Annotated in this window: 15 protein-coding genes; 4 read left to right on the forward strand and 11 right to left on the reverse strand. The window is 65.4% G+C overall.

Going from position 1 to position 22,461, the window contains the following annotated elements; all coding sequences use genetic code 11:
- Position 1: 1 nt before the first annotated feature.
- From PX653_RS26620 to PX653_RS26670, 11 genes are all read right to left on the reverse strand, one after another.
- Complete coding sequence (locus tag PX653_RS26620; RefSeq protein ID WP_277415641.1) at positions 2-406, reverse strand: GtrA family protein; 405 nt, start codon at positions 404-406, stop codon at positions 2-4.
- Positions 387-1,334, reverse strand: a complete 948-nt coding sequence (locus PX653_RS26625; RefSeq protein WP_277415642.1) for a glycosyltransferase family 2 protein — start codon at positions 1,332-1,334, stop codon at positions 387-389. The genes PX653_RS26620 and PX653_RS26625 overlap by 20 nt, the downstream gene beginning before the upstream one ends.
- Positions 1,331-3,022, reverse strand: a complete 1,692-nt coding sequence (locus tag PX653_RS26630; protein WP_277415643.1) for a DUF6311 domain-containing protein — start codon at positions 3,020-3,022, stop codon at positions 1,331-1,333. Before PX653_RS26630 ends, PX653_RS26625 begins: the two co-directional genes overlap by 4 nt.
- Positions 3,019-6,753, reverse strand: coding sequence for a glycosyltransferase (locus PX653_RS26635; RefSeq protein WP_277415644.1), 3,735 nt, complete (start codon positions 6,751-6,753; stop codon positions 3,019-3,021). The genes PX653_RS26630 and PX653_RS26635 overlap by 4 nt, the downstream gene beginning before the upstream one ends.
- Before the next feature lie 54 nt (positions 6,754-6,807).
- Positions 6,808-8,169 carry a class I SAM-dependent methyltransferase gene (locus PX653_RS26640; protein ID WP_277415645.1) on the reverse strand — a complete coding sequence of 454 codons (1,362 nt, stop codon included), beginning with the start codon at positions 8,167-8,169 and terminating at the stop codon, positions 6,808-6,810.
- Entirely contained in the window at positions 8,166-9,386 is a 1,221-nt protein-coding gene (locus PX653_RS26645) for an ABC transporter ATP-binding protein (protein ID WP_277415646.1), read from the reverse strand. Before PX653_RS26645 ends, PX653_RS26640 begins: the two co-directional genes overlap by 4 nt.
- Entirely contained in the window at positions 9,386-10,186 is an 801-nt protein-coding gene (locus tag PX653_RS26650) for an ABC transporter permease (RefSeq protein WP_277415647.1), read from the reverse strand. The genes PX653_RS26645 and PX653_RS26650 overlap by 1 nt, the downstream gene beginning before the upstream one ends.
- Positions 10,187-10,402: 216 nt before the next feature.
- The gene (locus PX653_RS26655) at positions 10,403-11,170 is read right to left on the reverse strand and encodes a Crp/Fnr family transcriptional regulator (protein WP_277415648.1); all 768 of its coding nucleotides are present in this window, start codon (positions 11,168-11,170) and stop codon (positions 10,403-10,405) included.
- Between the two features lie 2 nt (positions 11,171-11,172).
- Positions 11,173-11,505, reverse strand: a complete 333-nt coding sequence (locus PX653_RS26660; RefSeq protein ID WP_277415649.1) for a VanZ family protein — start codon at positions 11,503-11,505, stop codon at positions 11,173-11,175.
- Between the two features lie 24 nt (positions 11,506-11,529).
- A complete protein-coding gene (locus PX653_RS26665) occupies positions 11,530-12,786 on the reverse strand; it encodes a tetratricopeptide repeat protein (protein WP_277415650.1) in 1,257 nt (418 codons plus the stop codon).
- Entirely contained in the window at positions 12,783-14,615 is a 1,833-nt protein-coding gene (locus PX653_RS26670; protein WP_277415651.1) for a CHASE2 domain-containing protein, read from the reverse strand. The genes PX653_RS26665 and PX653_RS26670 overlap by 4 nt, the downstream gene beginning before the upstream one ends.
- 209 nt (positions 14,616-14,824) lie before the next feature.
- Between PX653_RS26670 and PX653_RS26675 the strand changes: the two genes are divergently transcribed.
- From PX653_RS26675 to PX653_RS26690, 4 genes are all read left to right on the forward strand, one after another.
- Positions 14,825-16,153 carry a FecR family protein gene (locus PX653_RS26675; protein WP_277415652.1) on the forward strand — a complete coding sequence of 443 codons (1,329 nt, stop codon included), beginning with the start codon at positions 14,825-14,827 and terminating at the stop codon, positions 16,151-16,153.
- 302 nt (positions 16,154-16,455) lie between these two features.
- Positions 16,456-19,026 carry a DUF4214 domain-containing protein gene (locus PX653_RS26680; RefSeq protein WP_277415653.1) on the forward strand — a complete coding sequence of 857 codons (2,571 nt, stop codon included), beginning with the start codon at positions 16,456-16,458 and terminating at the stop codon, positions 19,024-19,026.
- Between the two features lie 242 nt (positions 19,027-19,268).
- Positions 19,269-21,098, forward strand: coding sequence for a type I secretion system permease/ATPase (locus PX653_RS26685; protein WP_277415654.1), 1,830 nt, complete (start codon positions 19,269-19,271; stop codon positions 21,096-21,098).
- A gap of 2 nt (positions 21,099-21,100) precedes the next feature.
- Complete coding sequence (locus tag PX653_RS26690; protein ID WP_277415655.1) at positions 21,101-22,459, forward strand: HlyD family type I secretion periplasmic adaptor subunit; 1,359 nt, start codon at positions 21,101-21,103, stop codon at positions 22,457-22,459.
- Positions 22,460-22,461 lie beyond the last annotated feature (2 nt).

Here is a 22,461-nt window from a genome sequence, read left to right on the forward strand (position 1 = left end):
GTCAGGTACTCGTGCGGAAGGTTACGGTCTTGTGAAGGAAAAAGGTCAGTACCGGTCCGCAGACGAGTACCAGGGCAAGGCCCGCCAGATAGTGCCAGTGCAGGGCCTCGGCCAGCGTCGACAGCAGTACCGTCAGCAGCAGGCTGACCATGGAGACGGCAAGGAACTTGCGGTAGCGTTGCCAGCTCGGCGGCTGGCGGAATGCGAGATGGCAGTTGGCGAAATAGGAGAAGGTATTGGCGAGCGCGAAGCCGGCCACGTTGGCGGCTACCGGATGCGCGCGCAGGCCTTCCACCAGCGCCACCACCGTACCCGAATGAAGCAGTGTGTTGAGCGCGCCGATGAGAGCGAACACCAGCAACGCGCGGTGCTGTGCCAGCTGGCGTTTAATCGCGACCGCGTTCAAGCTCGTGCTCCTCGCGTACCAGGTAGACCGGACGCCGCTTGACCTCATGGTAGATGCGTCCCACGTATTCGCCGAGGACGCCGATGCCGATCAGCTGGACGCCGCCGAGGAACATGCCGCTGACCATCAGGGATGCATAACCCGGGACGTCGATGCCGAAGGCGAGCGTCTTGATGACGACCAGCAGCGCATACAGCAGCGCAAAGGCCGATACTCCCAGGCCCACGTAGGTCCAGATCTTCAGCGGCGCCGTCGAGAAGCTCGTGATGCCTTCCAGCGCGAGATTCCACAGTTTCCAGAAATTGAAGCTGGACTTGCCGGCGCCACGGTGCGCATGCACGTAGGGGATCGTCACGGTGCGGAAGCCGACCCACGCGAACAGGCCCTTCATGAACCGGTGGTTTTCCGGCAGCAGCCGCAGCGCCTCGACGACGCGCCGGTCCATCAGCCGGAAATCGCCCACGTCCATCGGTACGTGCACCTGCGAGATCTTGTTGTGGAAACGATAGAACGACGTCGCGGACAGCTTTTGCAGCTTGCCATCCGTGATGCGGTCGGTACGCTGCGCGAGCACCACTTCGGCGCCTCGTTCCCATTGCTCGATCATGTGGGCCAGCAGTTCCGGCGGATGCTGCAGGTCCGAGTCGATCGGCACCACGGCGTCGCCACCGGCGCGGTCGAGGCCGGCCGTCAGCGCGGCTTCCTTGCCGAAGTTGCGCGACAGGTCCAGCAGGTGGACGTTGCGGTACATGCCGTGCGCCTCGACCAGCTCGTTCCACGTGTTGTCGCGGCTGCCGTCGTTGACGGCGATGACCTCGAACTCGTATTGCGGCAGGCTGTCCGCGACCGCTGCGACGCGGCGGAAAAACTCATGGACATTGCCCGATTCGTTGTAGAACGGGGCCACCAGCGATACACGTTTCTTCACTGCTTATTCTCCCTTGGATTGTTGGCATCGCGCCGGCACACCCAGCCGATACCCAGGTCGGCGCAGCGCGCGCCCGCTCCCATCAGCCGGTTGGCCTCTTCCTGCTCGGGGAAGGCGGCCTTGTCGAACACCACGGCGGTGGTGGCGGGCAGGGTGGCGATCTCCGCGCCGTATTGGTCGCATGGCTTTGCCGCGCGGGCGATGTAGCCGGTCGACAGCGTGTAGTGGTGCTTGACCGCGAACAGCATGGTCGGCACCAGCCCCGCCGACGGCGGCGCATTACCGCAGCGGAACGGCGGATAGTAATTCAGTGCCTTGATGTCGGGACCGAGGAAGGCCTGCCAGCGCGGTGCGTCGATGATCGCGGGCGTGCTCTCGGCCACCGCGCCGCGCGCGCGTTCGTGGTGCGGCTGCAAGTCCCAGAACTGCAGCACCACGACGGCTGCCAGCACCAGTGCGGCGCGCTGCGCGGACAAATGGCGTGCCGCCGCCAGCACGGCGAACACGATCACGGCATAACCTACCGGCCAGAAGAAGCGGCCCGACGAACGGAACGTCGACGTTACCGCATCCAGCCCGGGCGGAACCTTGGTCGACAGCAGCTTGACCGGACCGATATAGATCGCGTTCGACAGCGCGTACAGCGTCAGCAGCACCAGTATCGCCAGCAGGGGACGGTGGCGGCGCCAGAACGCCGGGTCCGCGCCCCGCTTCATGTAGATGCCCCAGCCAGCCAGGGCGAGCACGAACACGCCCAGGTAGTTGTAACCTTCGCCCTGGCCTTCCGTTCCGAGCGCGTGCTCGAGCATCAGCAGGTTGCCGCCCGTGAAGGGCGCCAGCATGTTCATCGAGTAGAAGCCGAATCCCCATTCGCGGCTGCCGACGCCGGCCGGCAGCGGCAGCATCGTCGCGCACATCGTCAACAGCAGCAGGCCAGCGGCACCGCCGGCGGCGATGACGGCCGGGCGTGCCGGGCCACGGCGCACCTGGCGCCACACGTCGGCGGCAAACAGGGCGCATGTCATCGCGAACAGGTAGATATTCAGGTAGAACGCGCACGGCAGCAGCGCGATCCAGGCGCCGGCGGCGATGCGTCCGCGCGCGGTACCGCGCAGGTAGATCGCCAGGGCGAACAGCAGCAGCCATTGCGCCATCAGGCTGGTGTGCGCGATGCGGAAGGTCAGCGCGGGGAAGCTGACGAGCAGCAGCGTCATCGCCAGCAGAACCGTCCAGCGCCGGGTGTTCGCCTCGCGGCAGATCCACCATGCCCCCACACCCTGCAGCACGAAGCACAGGGCGAGGTAGAGGCCGAACGGATTGCGGAACGGCGTGTCCGGCCCATGCTCGAACAGCTTCCACAGCATGGCATACAGCGGAACCGCATCGACGAACGTGGCCAGCGTGCCTTCCGGCGCATTCAGCGACTCGATGCGCAGCAGCGGCCAGTGCCACGGTTCGCGCACGAAGGCATTGAAGCCGGCCAGGTATTGGCTGGTATCGGCACCTTCGCGCAGCCAGAATGGCAGCGTGCCATCCAGCAGCGCGAGCGAGAACAGCCAGCAGGCGAAGGCGCAGCCGATCGCGCCCGCGCACAGCAGGCCAAGCGGGCCGGACGCGCTCCACCAGGCCGTCGTTGCCGGCCTGACCATGCTGCCGGACCAAGTGGCCTGCGGGGTCGATGTGTTCATCCGTTGGTTCCTTCCGTTCGATTGATGATCGCCAGCAGTTCGCGGGCGTTGTCCTGCCATGTCATCCAGCGGATGCCGTGCGGCGCGGGGTGGCGCTGTTCGGTGTGCAGTGCCAGCCAGCCGCGCACCGCACCGGCCAGCGCGGCGCCGTTGGTACCGCTGAAGTAGTAAGCGGCTTCGCCCGCGACTTCGCGGAACACGGCCAGGTCCCGTACCAGCAGCGGCAGGCCGTGGCTGGCCGCCTCGATGAGCGGGAGGCCGAAGCCCTCGCCCTCGCTGGGGAACAGCAGGCAGGCGCTGGCCAGATAGACTTGCTGGAGCGTGGCGTCGTCGACGCCGTCCAGCCACAGCAGCCGGCGGCCCAGTTCCGGGTGGTCCTTCAGGCGCGCGACGGTGCGGGGGATCGTGCGGCGTTCGCTGTCCGGCAGCGGCTTCCAGCCTTCCTTGCCGACGATGACGAGGTTGACGTCGAGGCCCGCCGCCCACAGCTGCTCGAACGCTTCCAGCGCCTGCAGGTGGCCCTTGCGCGGTTCGATCGTGCCGACCATCAGGAAGCTGGGCTTGTCCGCGATCTGCTGCAGCAACGGCGGCCGGGTAGCGCCAGCGACCGGCGGCTGGCCCAGGTCGGCCCCATGGTGCAGCACGGCCAGTGCGGGCAGGGCGGCGCCGATGCGCTGGTTCAGCCAGTCGCGCAGCTCCGCGGCCACGGCGGCCGAGATGCAGATCAGGCGGTCCGCCTGCGCGGCGATGCAATCGAGGTAGGCGCCGTGCGACGTGTCGGTGCCCGCCGGGAAGAACTCGGGCCGCAGCACGGGCAGCAGGTCGTGCACCAGGAAGTTGACCTGGGCGCCGCGGGCGCGCCAGTTGGCATACACGCCGGCGGCCGCCGCGTCCATCACGAGCCGCGGCGCATGGTCGGCGCAATAGAACGCGTCGCCGGCCTGGACGTCGACCGGGCGGTCGCCATCCGGCATGGCCGCGATGCCGAGCAGCGCGGCGCCATAGGCGCGTGCGTAACGGTAGTGCGTGTAGCCGCCTTCCTGGCTCAAGTAGACAGGTTCGACGCGCAGGCCGTGCGCCGGCAGCTGCAACAGCTCGAGCAGTTGGTTGCGCACGACGCGCTCGATGCCCGTCTTCAGGTCGCTGCGGACGATGTTGCTGACGTCGACCAGCAGCTGGCGCGGCTGCAGCGGATCGGCAGCGCGGCTGACGCAACGGGCCAGTTGCTGCAACGTGCCGTCGTCCGGATCGTCGCCCACCAGGCGCTCGAGCAAGGCAGGGCGCGATACGGCGCGGGCCTGCCATTCACGGTCCAGGGCCTCCTTGTACATGCGGCCGCAGCGTTCCGGGCTGTTGCGCACGGCCATCAGGGCCAACGCCGCCTGGCGCAGCGCGGCCCGGCGGCCGGCATCGCCGTGCAGCGTTTCAAGCGCTTCCACCAGTTCCGGCTGGGCGAACAGGTCGGGCAGCATCCACACGGCGTCGGACGGGAATTCGGCCATCGCGCCGTTCGCGTTGATGACGGTCGGCAGCCCGTAGATCAGGCAGTCCAGCACCGTGCCGGAGGTCTCGCCGCGTGAACTGGTGCGCAGTTGCACTCCCACGTCGGCGGCCTGCAGGTAGCGGAAATAATCCTCGTCCGAGGTCCACCCCGAGATGCGGATGCGGCGGCCGCTGCCGGCCGCGCGGATCGCGTCGCTCATCTGCTGGCCATAGTCGCCGCCGTGGTTCGCGCCCACGAACACCAGCTCGCAGCGCTCGTCGGCATGCAGACTGGAGGCCAGCCAGGCCTGCAGCAGCGCCATGCAGTGCTTGGTCGGCGCCACGAAGCCGAAATTACAGACGACAAAGGCATCGGCCGGGATGCCCAGCGCCGCGCGCGCGGCCTGGCGGTCGTGTACGGCGGGCAGGGCGCGCGGCAACTGGGCCGGGCTCCAGTCACGGCCCGCTTCCGGGCCATACCACTGGCGCGCGAGCGTGCGCGCGTAGTCCGAGTGCACGATCACGTGGCTGGCGTCCTGCAATATCTCCAGGTTGCTCGGGTAGTCGTCCTTGCCGCGCTCCCAGCCAGCTTGCGTGCCGATCGTCGCCAGCGCGCCGTAGCCGTGCGACTGGAACAGCGCGCGCGACCATACGCCCGGCATCGCTCCCGTCATCTGCTCATACGACAGCATCGACGAAAGGAAGAAATCGTGCAGTACGACCACGCCGGGCAAATCGCGCAGCAGCGGCACCATATGGCTGTGGAACGGGCTGTTGCCGAACTGGTAGACGATGTGGTCCAGCTCCCGGCCGTGAGCGCGGAGCCAGGCCACGTCGCGCAACGGCAAGTGGGCCAGCTCGGGCGGCAAGGTCGTGCGCTCCTGGTGCGCCACCAGTTCGACGTCGAAATACGGCAGCAGCGTGGGCAGGATGCGCACGGCGTAATCGGCCACGCCGGTGCGTTCGGGCGGCAATGGCGAGACGAAGGCGATCCTGCGTTTGCCCGGCAATGCCGGCACCGGCACGCGCGCCGCGTGGTGCGCCTCGAGCGCGCGAATGGCCTTGACTGCCGTGTGGTCCCAGCTGAAAGCCCGGGCCTGGCGCGCGCCGTGTTCGCGCAGCATGCGCTGGCGCTCGGGGTCCTGCAGCACCTCGGCGATGCGCGTGGCAATGGCGTCCACGTCGTGCGGATCGAACAGCGCGTCGGCGCAGCCAATCACCTCGGGCACGCTGGTGGCCGAGGAGCCGATGACGATCGCGCCGCATGCCATCGCCTCGAGCGCCGGCAGGCCGAAGCCCTCATGCTTGGACGGGAACACGAACAGCGCGCAGGCGCGGTACAGGTCGACCAGCTCCGCATCGGACACGTAACCGGTCAGCACCAGGCGGTCCGCCGCGATGCCGGCGCGCTGTGCGTGCTCCTCCAGCAGGCGGCGGTCGCTGTCGGGCAGCTTGCTGGCGACAACCAGCTGGTAGCGCTCGCGCAGCGGCACCGGCAGCCGCGCATAGGCGCTGATCAGGCCATCGATGTTCTTGCGGCTGTCGAAGCCGCCCGGCGCATACATGACGAATTCGCCGTGCATGCCGCAACGCTGGCGCAGGGCGGCCAGGCGTTGCGCATCGGGGGCGCCCGGCGCGAACGTGTCATCGACGGCCGTCGAGATCGCGACGACCCGCTCCGGCGCCAGCTCCAGCGCCTGCAATGCCTCCTCGCGCGAGTAATCGGAAATCGCCAGCAACAGGCCGGCATTTCTCAGCGACGCGATCTTGCGCTCGTAGTAGGCGCGCTGCACGTCGGTGGCCAGGTAGGCGGCTGGGTTGAGGAACGGGATCAGGTCGTACAGGACCACGGCCGTGCGCGCCCCGTTGGCGAACGTGCCGACGGACACCACGCTGTCGTCCACGAAGCCTTCGAACAGGCTGGTGACAAGGACCGCGTCCGGCGCCATCTGTTCGATGAAATACTCGCGCAGCGCCTCGCTGGTGCGCGCGCACGCGCTGTTGGCAGGCTCGATCTCGGCGCAGGCGCCAGCGATGTCGAACACGCGGATGCGCTCCGGTGACACCAGGCCGGCAAAGGTGCGGCGCAGGTCGGCGATGGCGTCGCCCAAGCCGGCATTGAGCACCAGCCAGACTTCATGGTCGCCGGCATTGCGGGCCACGCCAAGCGCGAGCGCGAGCGAGTAGCGGCCGATGCCGCGGAACCGGCTCTCCGACTGAGCCCCTTGCAGGTCGATGACGATACGCATTGCAGTCCTGTATCCAGCGTTATGTTGAAGCGTTAAGTTTGAGGCGGCGCGGTTTCACGGCTTGTGGCGGCGCGCGTCGCGCGCGGCCTTCAGCGCCGCGTAGGCGCGGGCGGCGCGCGGCGGCAGGTCGTCCGGCGTGCCGCCCAGCGGCTCAGGCGGCAGCCCGTGCTGCAGCCCGGCGCCTGGCGCGCTGTAGACGACGCCGTGGATGCGCCGGCGCAGTGCGGGAAAGCGCGCCAGCACGGCCAGCGCCAGCCGCTTCGCACGCGGCTGGCGCATCACGGCCAGTGCCACGCGGCGCAGCGCACCGCCGGCGTGGCGCCGCGCCCCACTGGCCAGGCGGCCTTCGCGTTGTGCGCTGCGCACGCGGCGTGCCACGTCGCTGGCGGCGCGCAGCGGTGCCGTGACGCGCCAGGACGTGCTGTCCAGCAGTTCGACGACATGCTGCGCGTGACGCTCGGCCCGTTGTTCGGCCTGCTCCAGCCGTGCTTCCGTGCGCGCCATCCGGGCAGCCAGGTCGGCCACGCTGCCTTGCAGGCGCTGTTCGGCGGCGTCCACTGTCGCGTGTAGCGCCGCCTGCTGCGCCGCCTGCTCGGCCGCGACGCTGGCGCGGTCGGCCGAGATGCGTGCGTCCAGGCGGCCGAGAATGCGGTGGATCTCGGCGTGTTCGTCGTCGCGCTGCCCTTCGTAGCGCCGGGCCAGCGTGTTCAGGTCGATGCCGTACTCGGTGGCGAACGCGGCGTCGAACGGTGCCAGCTGGTTCGGCAGCGCCGCTTTTTGGGCGACGACGGAGTAATCCGGACTGGCGCCTTGCAGCACGGCAGCCAGCACCACCCGGCCGCCCGCGCGCAACTGGGGATCCTCCTGCAGCCGCACGATCTTCTGGCGGGCAAAGCCGGCATGGTCGGCCGCAAACGACAGCAGGTTCGGCGGGATCGGCCGCTCATGCGATGGATCGGTGTAGAAGTCCGAGGCGCCGACGACGAGGTTCTCCGGATTCGGCGTCTCCATGATCAGCAGGCCGCCCGGCTGCAGCGCGCGCAGCGCCTCGGCGATCAGCTCGCGCACCAGGTCGAACGGAATGTGTTCGACGAGGTGGAAGGCGGACACCAGCGCCAGGCTGCCGTCCGGCTGCGCGCGCAGCGCCGCCAGTGCGTCGGTGTTCTCGACGTCCAGGCCGCGCTCGCGGCAGGCGGCCAGCATGCCTTCATCCAGGTCGATGCCGCGCGCGGCGAAACCTTCCTCGCCCAGCAGTTCGAGCCATTCGCCGCGACCGCAGCCGAGGTCCAGCGCCGCCGCGTGCGGCCAGGCCGCCAGCGGGCGCAGGAAGGGCAGGTAGGCGCGCAGGCGCTCCTTGATGGTGGCGCGCTCGCCGCGATAGCGGTCCTCGAACGCACGGTAGAAGGGTTGGGTCATCGGTCGATCTCCACGACAGGTTCGAGCCAGCTGCTGCCGACAAACTCGCGCCGGTTCATGTTCATGACGATGAACAGCAGCGCCAGGTCGCGCCATTCGTAATTGTTGGCCAGATGGGTCTCGCTGCTGGTCAGGGCGGTGGTGACGGAGTAGCTGCCGGCACCGAGGTTGAGGGGGAAGCGGAAGCGGAACTCCGGCGTTTCACCCGCCTTCACGTTCTCCAGCGGCATCTGCATGTGATGCGTATTGGTACCGTAGATGGGCTGGCCCAGGCGGTCCTTGATCATGTAGCCCAGCACAAGGCGAGGCAGGTCGGCATGGATGCGCACCTTCACGCGCAGCGTCACGGCCGTGCCCACGTTCAGCATCTCGACCGGCTCGCCCTTGTCGTTTTCCAGCGCGATTTCGCCGACCGTCGCCTCGCCGCTGCCGGACACGGTCTGGGTGCGGCCCTCGGCCGTCACCGTCTGCTCCACGGTGCTGCCTTCGCGCTCGGCGATCAGGGCGTTGTAGTAGTCCATCACCTCTTCCGGCGTGCCCTGTTTCGCCAGGCGCCCGCGGTCCAGCAGGATCGCGCGGTCGCAGATCGACTGCATGGCCGCGCGGTCGTGGCTGACGATCAAGAGCGTGGTGCCCAGCTTGCGGAAGGCGCGGATGCGGTCGAAGCTCTTGTGCTGGAAGTAGGCGTCGCCCACGGACAGCGCTTCGTCGACGATCAGCACGTCGGGCCGGCGCGCCGTCGCCACCGAGAACGCGAGGCGCATCTGCATGCCGGACGAATACACCCGCACGGGTTGGTCGATATAGTCGCCGATGTCGGCAAACGCTTCGATCTCCGGCATCAGGTGGCTGATTTCCTCCACCGACATGCCGATCAGCTGGCCCGCCATGTAGACATTCTGGCGGCCGGTGAAGTCGGGATGGAAGCCCATGCCCAGTTCCAGCAGCGCCGCCACGCGGCCGTCGATCGCCACGCTGCCCGTGGTCGGCTGGGCGGTGCCCGTGATCAGCTTCAACAGCGTGCTCTTGCCGGCGCCGTTGATGCCGATGATGCCGACCGCCTCGCCGGGCGCGAGCTGGAAACTGATGTCGTTCAGTACCCACTTCTCGCGGTGCAGCGGGCCGCGGAACGGCAGCAGCCACTCGACCAGCCGGTGCCAGCGCTTGTCGTAGATCTTGTAGGCCTTGCCCAGTTGTTTGACGCGTATGCTGCCCATTACAGTTCGTCCACCATTTCACCCGCGCGGCGGCGGAACAGATGCATGCCCAGCACGCAGAACAGCACGGCCAGCAGCGTGACCGGCAACAGGCTGTGCCAGTTGGGCAGGCGGCCATACACGAGGATGTCCTGGCACGCCATCACGACGGCGGCCATCGGGTTGAAGCGCAGCAGTGAGCGCACGCCTTCCGGCAGGATCGTCGCCGAGTACACGATCGGCGTGAACCAGAACCAGAACTGCAGCAGGATCGCGAAAAACTGGCCCACGTCGCGGAAGAACACGTTCAGCACGCCCAGGACCATGCCGAGGCCGATGGCAAACAGGACCATCGCCAGCAGCACGGGCACGAGCGCGAGGAACACCAGGCCGGGAAAATTGCCGGTGGCGATGAGGAAAACGACAAACAGGCCGAAGATGATGCCGAAGTTCACCAGCGCGTTCAGCACCACGATGATCGGCAGGCAGATGCGGGGGAACTGCAGCTTCTTGATCAGGTTGGCATTCTCCAGGAACACCGTCTGGCCGCGGCCCGTGATCTCGGCGAACAGGCCCCACGTCAGCACGCCCGCGCACAGGTAGATGCTGTAGGCGAACGGCGAATCCATGCCCTGCAGCCGGTTGTGCATGACCTGCGAGAAGATCACCGTGTAGACGACGATCATCGCCAGTGGATTGAGCACCGTCCAGGCCGCGCCCAGCAGCGAGTTGCGGTACTTCGACTGGAATTCGCGTTTCAGGCTGCCGGCGATGAAGCCGCGGTAGCGCCAGACCCCGCTCAGCATCGCGGAGGAAATCATGGCGCGCGCCTGTGCAGGAACGACGGCGGCAAGGGCCGGGTAATGGAGAGCGAAACGATGGTCATGGCGAATGGCGTTGTCGGGCCGGCGGCGCGGATTGCGCGGGGGCCGGCGCACCGGCTCGGTGAGCCCGGTAAAGTTGCCGATTATAGCATGACGGAAATAAATAATTGCCAGCTTACCAATTGTTACGAATTGGTGCGGGCGGAGAAGAAATCACCCCTGCGTCAGCTTTTGCAAGGCCTCCGGCTTGACGATGATCAGCTTGTGCGTCCCCTTCTCGACGATGCCTTGCTGGACCAGAGCCAGCAAGGTACGGGTCACCGTTTCGCGGCTGGTGTTGATCATGTTGGCGATGTCCTGGTGCGTCGGCAGGTTCTCCACCACGTGCACGTCCCCCTCCTTCTTTTCCTTCAGGAGGTTGATGAAAGTGTAGATGCGTCGCGCCGTGTTGTGGATGCTGAGCAGGGCCCGGAACTCCGAGTCGCGCTGTACCTTCTCGGCCAGGAAGCGCAGCATCTGGTTTGCCACCGAAGGCGAGTGGGCAAACAGGTGCAACGCGGTGTGACGCGGCAGCAGCGCCACCAGCACGGGGGTGACGGCGACGACCGAAGCCGAGCGCATCGTGCCGTTGATGACGGCGATCTCGCCGAAGAAGTCGCCCGGCTGCAGCATGCGCAGGCCGATGGCGCGACCATCCTCGGTGATGTCGATGACCTGCAGCGAACCTGTCAGCAGGAACAGCAGGCTGTCGCCGGGGGCGCCTTTTTGCAGCACCACGTCGCGCTTGGCGTACTGGCGAATGCGGATATCGGCCTTCACCCGGGCCATTTCTTCCTCGTTCAGCTCGGCAAGCAGCGGGATCTTGCGCAGGTGGATCTGCAGGTTGACCTGGGACTGCTCGCCAGGGGCGGGCGTCGTCGCCGTATCCGGGGCGGGCGTGCTGTCCCTCGTCACGATGTCATTGTTCGGTTTGCTCGTCATCTCTACAGTACAGTTCTCAGCAGCATTGCGGCGGTGGCGGCGGTGACGATGCCGGCGGCATTGGCGCCCATGTCGCGCCAGCAAAAATTACGGCCCGGGACCAGCATTTGCAGAAGTTCGATCAGCCAGCCGGCAACCAGGAGGCCCAGCAGCCAGAACTTCAGCTGGCTCCAGCCGGGGGCAATCTGGACGGCCAGCAACGTCAAGCCGCCATACGCGCCGAAGTGCAGCCACTTGTCGTGCGGCAGCGGGGGCAACCAATGCGTGGGCATCAGGCAGCCCACCGCCACCGCCGTAACCACGACGGCGAACATCCCTACTTCCCAGCCCATCATCCGACAACTCCAGCTTGCGCTACGTTAAAAATTATCCCAGCGCAAGCCAAGCTGGACAGAGCGCACATTATATTGAAACAGGCCGATGTTCTCGTGGTTGCGCGTGGCGCGCCCTTCCAGGTACAGGCTGTAATTGGGGCGGAAATAATACTGCACGGCGGCGCGGCCCGTGGTGGTCTGCTGGCGCCGCACGACGTCGATCAGTTCGGGCGAGTACACTTCGCTGCCCAGCCAGACCTGGTGGCTCAGTCCTGCTTCGGCAAACCAGCCGCGGCCCAGCGAAGTATACCATTGCACGTTGCCGAACCAGCCTTTGCGGTCGCCGCCGGGGCGCGTCGTCGCGCCGTTGTCGCGCAGCGCGCTGGCCGTCAGCAGCACCTGGTTGCGCTGGTTGCGGTAGGTGAGGGTGGTGCTCAGCTCCCAAGTGTTGCCGTCGTAACTGTCGCGCGTCGGATAATCGACGTGGTTGAGGTTGGCTGCTACGGACAGGTCGAGGTATTTCGGCAGTGGCACCGGTGGGACGACCCGCACCTGGGCCTGTTGCTGACGCTGGTACAACTGGCCGCCCAGCGTGGTCGCGCCAAACGCGGCGGTGCCGCGCACGCGCCACGTGCCGAGCGACATGGCGTGCTCGAGGGCACCCAGCAGCGACGACACGTCCTGTTCGTGGACGCTGTCGTGGCGGATCGTATAAGCCTGCACGATCGCCAGCGTGCCCCGGTTATTCAAGGGCTTGAGAAACGACGCCGTGGCGGTCACGTAATTGTCCGCCTTCGGCAGGAACGACGGATCCAGCTCGAACTCGCTCTGGCTGCCGCCGCTGCCGATCACGCCCGTCGGGCTGCTGGCCCCCTGGTTGACGTTGTTGCTGCGCCCGCGCGACGTGCTGAGCAGCCAGGACGCCGGCCGCACCCGGGCACGCTGGCACCCCTCGGCACGGCGCGCGGCGATGACCTCGCGGATGCCGGGAGGCGGGTCGAAGCGCTCTTCGATGGCGGCGAACAGGCGCAATGCCTCGCTGCTGTTGCCCAGTTCGCATTCGCTGAGCGCCAGGTCGAGCCAGGCGCCCGCGTGCTCCGGTTCCTGTTCCAGGAAACGTTGCAGCAGCACGGCCGCCTCGTCCGGGCGGCCCTCGTTCAGCAGCCGCAACGCCTCGCGGTACATTTCCGGATTGCGCACGGGTTCGTAGGCGGGCGTGCCCGGTGTGGGCACGCTTGCATCCTGCGCCGCGGCGGCGCCGCAACTCAAGGCCAGCAGGCAGATCGGCAGGAGGCGGCTCATGCGGCCTCCGCCAGCGTGTACACGCGGATCGGCCGTTCCTTGCCGCGCAACATGCGTTCGCCCAGCGGCAGGAAACGGTGGCGCCGCGCCAGCGCCACGGTGCCCTCGCCGACGATCACGTCATGCGGATAGTCGCGTGCGGCCTGTTCCAGCCGCGAAGCCGTGTTGACGCTGTCGCCGACCGCTGTATAGATGCTGCGGAAGCTGGTGCCGTAGTCGCCGGCCATCGCCGGCCCGCTTTCGATACCGATACGCACGCGCAGGGGCGGCAAGCCCTGGGCCGCGCGGGCGGCACTGAAGCGGGCCACTTCGCGCAGGATGCCGGCGGCCGCGTCCAGCGCCAGGTCGGCATGCTCCGCGTTTGGCAGCGGCGCGCCCCAGAAGGCGACGAGCCCATCACCCGTGTATTTGTCCAGCGTGCCCTGCTTTTCCAGCACGGGGCGGGTCAGGCAGTCGAGGAAATCGGTCGTCAGCCGCGCCGCTTCCTCCAGCGACAGCGACTCGACCTGCGTGGTGTAACCCTGCATGTCGGCGATCAGCGTGGTGACCTGCAGCAGGCGCGGCGCCAGCGGATCCTTCAGGTCGCTGCGCAGCAGCTCGTCGACGACGGCCTTGGCGACATATTGCCGCAACGTGCCCAGCAGCTGGCGCGAACGCTGCTGGGCCAGCTGCCAGTGCATCGGCACCGCGACGGCCAGCAGGAATGCGATCGCCAGCAACGGCGCGCCCGGCTCCAGCAGCGGGTCGTGCGGCGCCATCAGGTACGCAAGGCCGACCCATGCCGCGGCCACGGTTCCCAGCAGCAGTGCATTGACGGCGGCGGACCAGCGCGGCAGCGTGTAGCTGGCTGCCAGCGCCAGTACGGCGCAGAACAGCGTGGCGATGGCCCGGCCGGCCCACGGGGCGGGGGCCGTCCCGGCCAGGGTGTCGAGCTGGGCGCTCAGCATCGCCGCATGCACCAGCAGCCCGGCGGTCGATGCGCCGGTAGGCGTCGCCAGGCGGTCGCCGATGCTGAGCGACGACGAACCGATCAGCACGTAGCGGTCGCGAATGTATTCCGGTGGCACGGCGCCGCGCAATAGATCGCGGGCCTTGGCGACGTCGTAGGATTCCCAGGTGCGGGCATAGGGAATGCGCGTCATGCCGGTTGCGCCCGGGGCGGGCGGCGTGGCCGCGCAGCACTCGAGCAGCGCGCGCGACAGCGTGGGGTAGGCCCGGCCCTCGTACCACGTGTACAGCGGTACCCGGCGCAGCACGCCGTCCGCGTCGGGCACCACGCCGATATTGCCAAAATGGCGCGCCCGGGACAGACCGGCGTGGTTGCCGATATAGCCGTGGCCTACGACGGCCTCGCCGGGTACCGCCGCCGGGGTGCCGCCGCCCAGCATGCCCGCATGCAGCGGGCTGCCGCGCTCGACATAGTCGAACATCTGCGCCAGCACGACAGGGCCATGGGCGGCCAGCATGGCCATGCGCGCATCGCCGTCGGCATCGGCCGGCTTTTCCTGCAGGATGTCGAGTGCTACCCCGCGGGCGCCGTGCTGCAGCAGCACTTCGACCAGGTCGGCCAGCCGCGCGCGCGGCCAGGGCCAGGGCTGTTCGGCCAGGCTGCTCTCGTCGATATCGACGACAAGGATGCGGTTTTCCGGCACGTCGCGCGCCGCCAGCTGGATGAAGCGGTCGCGCAGCCATTCGCCGCCCAGGCGCAACGGCGCTGGCGCGCTGCCCAGCTGGGGCGCGGCGCCGACCAGGACGACGGCCGCGGCCACGACACCGCGCAGCACGAGGGCCGGAGCAGGGTTGGGGCGCGAGGATACCGGATTCGTCATGGAGGAGGAGAGCCGGCGTACCGGATAAACTGTTGCGGGTATCCCACAGGTTAGTAAATAACTAGTATAACGCGATGTATAGAGTCATCAGTAAGCATCACGGCAAGCAACGCAAGAAGTTGTAACGCCAAGTGTAACAGTTGTAATTTGTGACGTAAATCACAGATTTTTACCTGTAACACCGGAAAATGAGCGATAAGGAGATTTATATGCACAAACTGCTTACCGCCAGCTTGATGTTCGTCTGCTGCGCCACGGCATGGGCGGCCGATGCCGGTCGCGTCGTGTTCGTGACCGGCAAGGCCCAGCTGGCCAGCAAGCCGGCCGCGCTGGATGCCGTCGTCCAGGAGGGCGACGACATCGTTACCGGCAACGACGGCTACGTCTACATCAAAACAGTCGACAACGGCTTCTTCATCCTGCGCCCGAACAGCAGCGCCAAGGTGACGGCTTATCACATCGACAGCGCCAACCCGGCCAACACCCGCGTCAAGCTGGAGCTGACGAACGGCGTCGCCCGCGCGATTTCCGGCCAGGGGGTGAAGGCCGCGCGGCAGAACTTCCGATTCAACACGCCGGTCGCCGCGATCGGCGTACGCGGCACCGACTTCATCGTCTTTACCGACCAGCACACGTCGCGCGTGTCCGTCGTCTCCGGTGGCGTCGTGATGGCCGGCTTCGGCGGCAGCTGCACGGCGGAAGGTGTCGGTCCCTGCGAAGGCGGCGCCAGCCGCGAGCTGTTCGCGGGGCAGGCGGGCCTGCTGCAGATCCAGCGCGGCCAGCCCGTGCCGCAATTGCTGAACAACCCGGCCCTGTCGCCGGACCAGAACGAGAAACCCCGTTCCGACGAACCGGTCGGCAAGGTGGCCGCGGTGCCGCTGCAGGGCGCGCAGGTGAACCTGGATCCGCAACGCGAACTCGCGGTAGGCAATGTCCGCACCACCACCAATAACCCGCCAGGGGACGGCGGTGCCGACGATGGCGGCAATATCGTCACGACGCCCCCGGTGATCGAGGTGAAGCCGGAACCGGTGGTGCCGTTACCGCCGAAGCCGCAGGAAATCTTCTGGGGCAGGTGGAGCACCGTGGCTGGCGACGTGAACCGCCCGGCCAGCTTCGCTGGCAAGGAAATGGATAGCGAGACATTCGTTGGCGAATACATGATGGGACGCGTTAAAGGGGCGCCGCTGGTAATGCCGAAAGAAGGCACGGCCGCCTTTACGCTGGCGAATAGCGAGGCGTTTATCGTTCGAAACGGCAGGGAATCGGTGGCCAGCGTGAACTCGGGTTCGCTCGGGGTTAATTTCGAAAACCGCACATTCACCACCGCGCTGGTGGTGGCGGACGCGGCGTCGAACTTTGCCGTGAATGGCCGCGGCACCATCGACATGAAAGGCCTGATGGTCAACGATGCCGCATCGGCGAGCACGATCCGGGGCTATCTCAGTGGCGCGCAAGCCGAGGAGGCGGCTTATATATTTCGCAATACCCCGCGCTCCGGCATAACCGTTATCGGCGGCACCACCTGGAAGAAATAAGGCGATTCAGCTCAACAAGAAAAACGCAGGCATCGCCTGCGTTTTTTCATTCGGGAACCGTGCGCACAGACGGCGCCGAAAGCACGTATACTGCTTAGCGAATAGGCATCTCATCAAACTAATTGAAACGAACTGTAAAAAAACGGCGTTTCTGCCACAAAATAGTGGTTCGATGTGATGGCTGTCACAACGCGCAATCTCCAGTGTGGCAATATACTTCGCAACCTGCAAAAAAGGCTCAGTAACGGGTCTTACCAGATTGCAGAAATTTGGTTAACACCACCTTTATAAGGATTTACATCATGGCAGCACAAGATTACGTAGCAGTAGTACAGCAACTGTATGTGTCGTACTTCGGCCGTCCAGCCGACTACTACGGCCTGAAGAACTACACCGAACAACTGGATGCCCTGAAGGCGCCGACCACCTTCGTGGAACTGACCGCAGCCGTCCAGGCATCGGCTACCGCGCCTGCCCTGAAGGCACTGGTCAACAGCTTCAGCAGCTCGCCTGAGTCGATCGCCCTGTACGGCAACGACAACACGACGATCGGTATTTCCAAGTTCGTCAACGCTGTGTACCGCAACGTGCTGAACCGCGACGCCGACGTTGAAGGCCTGAACTTCTGGGTTGGCGAAATCGCCGCTGGCCGTCTGTCGAAGACGAATGCCGCTGCCGCCATCACCGAAGGCGCGCTGAGCAACACGTCCGAGCAAGGCCTGCTGGACAAGGCAACGGTCGAGAACAAGACCGAAGTCGCGACCAACTTCACCGCCGCTATCGACACCGTGGCTGAAATCAACGGCTACTCGGGCGACGCAGCAGCAGCAGCAGCACGTGACCTGCTGTCGGCCGTTACCGACGAAACCGACCCAGCCGCTTACCAGACCACCGTTGAAAACGCGCTGGCAGCAATCGTTGGCGGCTCGAACCCAACCGTGATCCACGCCCTGACCGATGGTCTGGACACGATCACCGGCACCGCAGCTGTTGACATCTTCAACGGTTCGACCGGCCTGCTGACGGCTGCCGACACGCTGAACGGCGGCACCGGCGCCGACGTGCTGAACTACGTCCACACGACTGGTACTAACTTCCCAGCTGCTGGCATCACGAACATCGAAACGTTCAACGTCCGCGCTACCACGGACATCACGTCCGCTGACCTGGGCACGTTCGTTGGCCTGACCGCCTTCAACAGCGACCGCTCGGGCGCAGCTGTAACGGTTACGAACTTGGCATCGGGCGCGTCCTTTGGCGTGATCGGTAACGGTGTCGTGACCAACGGCGCTTCGTCCGTCGGCTACACCGCTGGCGCTGACGCTGCTGTCATCAACCTGTCCAACGGCACCGTTGGCACGGGCGCGATCACGGTCACCGGCACCGGCATCAAGGCAACCACGATCAACTCGACCGGCGGTGCAAACACCGTTGGCGCCGTGACCCTGGCCGGTTCGTCGACGACGCTGGCAATCAACGCCACCACGAACCTGACGACCGGTGCTGTGACCGCTGCTGGCGTGACCGATGAAGTCACGATCGCTGGCGCTGGTAACGTGTCGACCGACGTCTCCGCCGTCGCTGTTGAAACGCTGACGATCACCGGCTCGGGCAACCGCACGCTGGGCACGCTGAACAACGCAACCGTTGATGTCAACGGCGCCGCTGCCACCGGCAAGATCTCCGCAACGCTGGGCACCTCGACAACCCTGAAAGTCACGACGGGCGCAGGCGACGACTCGATCACCGCTGGTGCAATTCTGACCACCGGTACCGTGAACGCTGGCGCCGGTAACGATACCCTGACGATCACCGCATCGAACCAGCTGACCTCGACCACCGGCAAGCTGTACACCGCCTTCGAGACCCTGTCCGCTGCTGGTGGCGTGACCGCTGACCTGGACTACATCGCGGGCATCACCGCACTGCGCGGCACCGGCACTGTAATTTTCAACAACGTGACTGCAACGCAAGCCGCTGCCATCACGACGGTTGGTGCTGCTGATTTGACCGTCAACGTCAAAGATGCTGCAACCGTTGGCCAACTGGACACCGTTTCGGTCAATATCACGAGCGCTAACAATGCCAACGTTGCTATTGCCGGCATCACGGTTACCGACGTGGAAACGCTGAACATCAAGGCTTCGACCGGCACTGGTGTAGCAACGCTGACCCTGGCTCACGACGACTGGTCGTCGCTGAACCTGACCGGTGCGTCCGACTTCGTGCTGAACTCGACCGCGACGACGGCCGTTATCAACACGAGCGTCAACGCAGCTGCCGCAACCGGCGACTTGACTCTGAACTTCGCGCTGACGGCAACCAACGGTCTGTCGATCAACTCCGGTTCGGGCGATGACATCATCACCGGCACGGCCCAAGCTGACCGTATCCTGGGTGGTGCTGGTGCTGACACGATCACCGGTGGCACTGGCGCCGACGTTCTGACCGGTGGCGCAGGCAAAGACATCTTTGTCAGCGTTGCAGGCGACACCGCGACCGACGGTGCAGGCGTTGGTGCTGACGCGATTACGGACTTCGCGATTGCAGATGACATCATCCGTATCGCTGCGGCGAACAACGTGGTTGCCAACGGTGGCACTGCTACCGCAACTTCGGGCATCGCTGTTGCCAGTGGCGTCGCTACGTTCGCTGCTGCCGATGACACGCTGGCAGAGCGCATCACGACGCTGGTCACTGCTACGGCAAGCAATGAAGTAGTTGTGTTCCAGCAAGGTTCCGACACGTACGTGTACGGTTCGGGCGCTGCTGGCGACGGCAGCAACGACTTCCTGATCAAGCTGACCGGTGTTGCTGGCGTCACGAAGTTCGTTGAGTCCACCACGACTGCTGGCGACTTCACCCTGGCTTAATAAGCTTGGTAAGCTGGCAAGCTCTCCGGAGCTTGCCACCCTTACAAAAAGCCCGCTTCCGCAAGGAGGCGGGCTTTTTTCCTTGCAACACCTGTCGCGTTTCCACTGCTGTTGATGCGGGGAATTGTATATTTTGTGATACGCGTCACATTTCTCGCGGAATTTGAGCGATAATCTCACCTCTCCCGCAGTCCGCGGGTCGGTCTCATTGCAGGCCTCCACACTCTCGGTGCATTTCGCCAATGAAAAACAAGTTATTCGACGTCAAGAACGAGATCGAGCAGGTACTGCTCACGTTCAAGAGCACGTTCTATACGATCGGTGCATTCAGCGCGGTCACGAACCTTTTGATGCTCATTCCGTCCCTGTACATGATGCAGGTGTACGACCGCGTGCTGGCCAGCCGCAACGAGGTCACGCTGGGCATGCTGACGCTGATGATGCTGGGCGGTTACCTCCTGCTTGCCATGCTGGAGATGGTCCGCAGTTTCGCCCTGGTGCGGGTCGGCGCGAAGTTCGACATGCAGATGAACAAGCGTGTGTACACCGCCGCGTTCGAGCAAAGTCTGAAGCAGAGCGGTAACCCGGCGGGCCAGGCATTGCAGGACCTGACCAACCTACGTCAATTCCTGACCGGTAACGGCCTGTTCGCGTTTTTCGATGCGCCATGGTTCCCCATCTACCTGATCGTCATCTTCATGTTCCAGCCGATGTTGGGCGTGTTCGCCCTGGTCGGCAGCGTGATCCTGATCGCGCTGGCTTATATCAACGAGCGCGTCACGCACAAGCCCCTGTCGGAGGCCAACACCACCGCCGTGGCATCGAATGCCCTGGCAACGAACAATCTGCGCCACGCCGAGGTGATCGAATCGATGGGCATGCTGCCCAACCTGATGCAGCGCTGGTTCAAGAAACATGCGCTGTTCCTGCGCCTGCAAGCCGATGCCAGCCAAAAAGCTGGCGTGATCGGCGCCGTGACGAAGTTTGTGCAACTGGCACTGCAGTCGCTGGTGCTGGGCTTTGGCGCGTTGCTGGTGCTCGAGAACAAGCTTACCCCTGGCATGATGATCGCCGCGTCGATTTTGGTTGGCCGCGCTTTGGCGCCGGTCCAGCAGTTGATCGGCGTTTGGAAGACGTGGGCCAACACGCGCAGCGCGTACGAGCGCCTGAATGAGCTGTTGCAGCGCAATCCCGAGCGCTCCGTCGGCATGAGCCTGCCCGCGCCGAAAGGCAACCTGTCGGTAGAAAGCGTCAGCGCGGCACCGCCGGGCAGCCAGGTCGCTCTGCTGCGCAACGTGAACTTCCGCATCGAAGCAGGTGACGTGCTGGGCATTATCGGTGCCAGCGGTTCCGGCAAGTCGACTCTGGCCCGGCTGCTGGTCGGTATTTGGCCGGCGCAGGCCGGGAAGGTCCGTCTCGACGGTGCCGACATTTATCAGTGGAACAAGGGTGAGTTGGGACCCAACCTGGGCTATCTGCCCCAGGATGTGGAACTGTTCGGCGGCACCGTCAGCGAGAACATTGCCCGTTTCGGTGAAGTCGATCCGGAAAAGGTCGTCCTGGCGGCGCAACGCGCTGGCGTGCACGACCTGATCCTGCACCTGCCAAAGGGCTACGACACGATCCTCGGCGATAACGGCAGCGGCTTGTCCGGAGGCCAGAAACAACGCTTGGGCCTGGCACGCGCCATGTACGGTGATCCTTCCGTGCTCGTCCTGGACGAGCCGAACTCGAACCTCGACGATGTCGGCGAAGCAGCGCTGGTACGCGCGGTCAACGACCTGCGCCAGCGCGGCAAGACGATCGTGCTGATCACGCATCGCACCAGCATCATTGGCGCCACCAACAAACTGCTCATGTTGCGCGACGGTACTGCGGCATTGTTCGGCCCGACCAACCAGGTCTTGCAGGCGCTGCAGGAAGCCAACCAGAAGGCATTGCAGACCCAGCAGCAGGCCCGCCCTCAGGCGCCACAGCCGCAGGCGCCCCAGGCCCCGCAGCCGCAATCGCCGCAGCCGCAGGCGCCGCAAACGCCGGCAGCAGGTACGCCGGCAGCGACGGAACAGGAGTAACCATGAAACTCATCGGAAACAAGGCAGACACTTCCGACGCCGTCACGCACGACGTCGAGCCTTATGAAGTCAACACGAATGCCGGTGCATACACCCGTGCCGGCTGGCTGATCATCCTGCTCGGCCTGGGTACCTTCCTGTTGTGGGCGTTCCTCGCACCACTGGACAAGGGCGTACCGCTGAGCGGTACCGTTGCGAAGGAATCCAACCGCAAGGCGGTGCAGCACCCTACCGGTGGCATCGTCGAGGACATCTTCGTCAAGGATGGCGACACGGTCAAGGCCGGCCAACTGCTGGTGCGCATGAACTCCGTGCAGGCCCGCTCGCAGGCGCAAATCGCCAGCGGGCAATACATCAGCGCCCGCATGATGGAAGCGCGCCTGATGGCCGAGGCAGCCGGCGCCTCCACATTCTCGGTTCCTGAGTTGCTGGCGGACCGCAAGAGCGATCCGCAGGTGGCGGCCAATCTGGCGCTGCAAAGCCAGTTGATGACGTCCCGCCAGATGGCGCTGCGCAGCGAACTGGCCGCCGTCGACGAAAATATCGCCGGTATCAAGATCCAGATCCAGACGCTGCAAGAATCGCGCGAGAGCAAGAAGCTGCAACTGGGCCTGCTGAAGGAGCAGCTTGGCAATATGCGCGACCTGGCGCGCGAAGGTTATGTGCCGCGCAACCGCCAGATCGACCTGGAGCGCACTTATGCACAGCTGTCCGCCGACTTTTCGCAGGACGTTGGTAATATCGCCCGCGCCCAGCGCCAAGTGATGGAGCTGAGCCTGCGCCGCAGCCAGCGGGTCCAGGAACAGCAGAGGGAGATACAGACGCAGCTGGCGGACACCCGCAAGGAAGCAAACGGCCTGGCCGCTCGCCTGCAGGCGCTGGAATTCGAGGTCGCCAATGCCGAGGTGAAGGCGCCGGTCGATGGCGCGGTGGTGGGTTTGTCCGTGTTTACCCGCGGTGGCGTTGTTGCGCCAGGCTTCAAGATGATGGATATCGTCCCGTCCAACGATGCCATGGTCGTGGACGGCCAGTTGGCAGTCAACCTGGTCGACAAGGTGCACGTGGGCCTGCCGGTGGAATTGATGTTCTCGGCGTTTAATACCAACAAGACGCCGCATATTCCTGGTGTCGTCACGGCTGTCTCGGCCGACCGTACTGTCGACGAACGCAGTGGCGTGCCTTACTACAAGATCACGGCGCGCGTGACGCCCGAGGGACAACGCCTGATTGCCGCGCACAAAATGGACGTGCAATCCGGTATGCCGGTGGAACTGTTCGTCAAGACCGGTGAGCGCACGATGATGAATTATCTGTTGAAACCGATTATCGACCGCTCCAAGAGCGCGCTTTCGGAGGATTGAGC

Source organism: Pseudoduganella chitinolytica (assembly GCF_029028125.1).
Classification (GTDB): domain Bacteria; phylum Pseudomonadota; class Gammaproteobacteria; order Burkholderiales; family Burkholderiaceae_D; genus Rugamonas; species Rugamonas chitinolytica.

Excerpts from the sequence above, each read along its gene's own strand:
- PX653_RS26630 (WP_277415643.1), bottom strand. The coding sequence starts at position 3,022 with ATGAACACATCGACCCCGCAGGCCACTTGGTCCGGCAGCATGGTCAGG.
- PX653_RS26635 (WP_277415644.1), bottom strand. The coding sequence starts at position 6,753 with ATGCGTATCGTCATCGACCTGCAAGGGGCTCAGTCGGAGAGCCGGTTC.
- PX653_RS26640 (WP_277415645.1), bottom strand. The coding sequence starts at position 8,169 with ATGACCCAACCCTTCTACCGTGCGTTCGAGGACCGCTATCGCGGCGAG.
- PX653_RS26645 (WP_277415646.1), bottom strand. The coding sequence starts at position 9,386 with ATGGGCAGCATACGCGTCAAACAACTGGGCAAGGCCTACAAGATCTAC.
- PX653_RS26650 (WP_277415647.1), bottom strand. The coding sequence starts at position 10,186 with ATGATTTCCTCCGCGATGCTGAGCGGGGTCTGGCGCTACCGCGGCTTC.
- PX653_RS26655 (WP_277415648.1), bottom strand. The coding sequence starts at position 11,170 with ATGACGAGCAAACCGAACAATGACATCGTGACGAGGGACAGCACGCCC.
- PX653_RS26660 (WP_277415649.1), bottom strand. The coding sequence starts at position 11,505 with ATGATGGGCTGGGAAGTAGGGATGTTCGCCGTCGTGGTTACGGCGGTG.
- PX653_RS26665 (WP_277415650.1), bottom strand. The coding sequence starts at position 12,786 with ATGAGCCGCCTCCTGCCGATCTGCCTGCTGGCCTTGAGTTGCGGCGCC.
- PX653_RS26670 (WP_277415651.1), bottom strand. The coding sequence starts at position 14,615 with ATGACGAATCCGGTATCCTCGCGCCCCAACCCTGCTCCGGCCCTCGTG.
- PX653_RS26675 (WP_277415652.1), top strand. The coding sequence starts at position 14,825 with ATGCACAAACTGCTTACCGCCAGCTTGATGTTCGTCTGCTGCGCCACG.
- PX653_RS26680 (WP_277415653.1), top strand. The coding sequence starts at position 16,456 with ATGGCAGCACAAGATTACGTAGCAGTAGTACAGCAACTGTATGTGTCG.
- PX653_RS26685 (WP_277415654.1), top strand. The coding sequence starts at position 19,269 with ATGAAAAACAAGTTATTCGACGTCAAGAACGAGATCGAGCAGGTACTG.
- PX653_RS26690 (WP_277415655.1), top strand. The coding sequence starts at position 21,101 with ATGAAACTCATCGGAAACAAGGCAGACACTTCCGACGCCGTCACGCAC.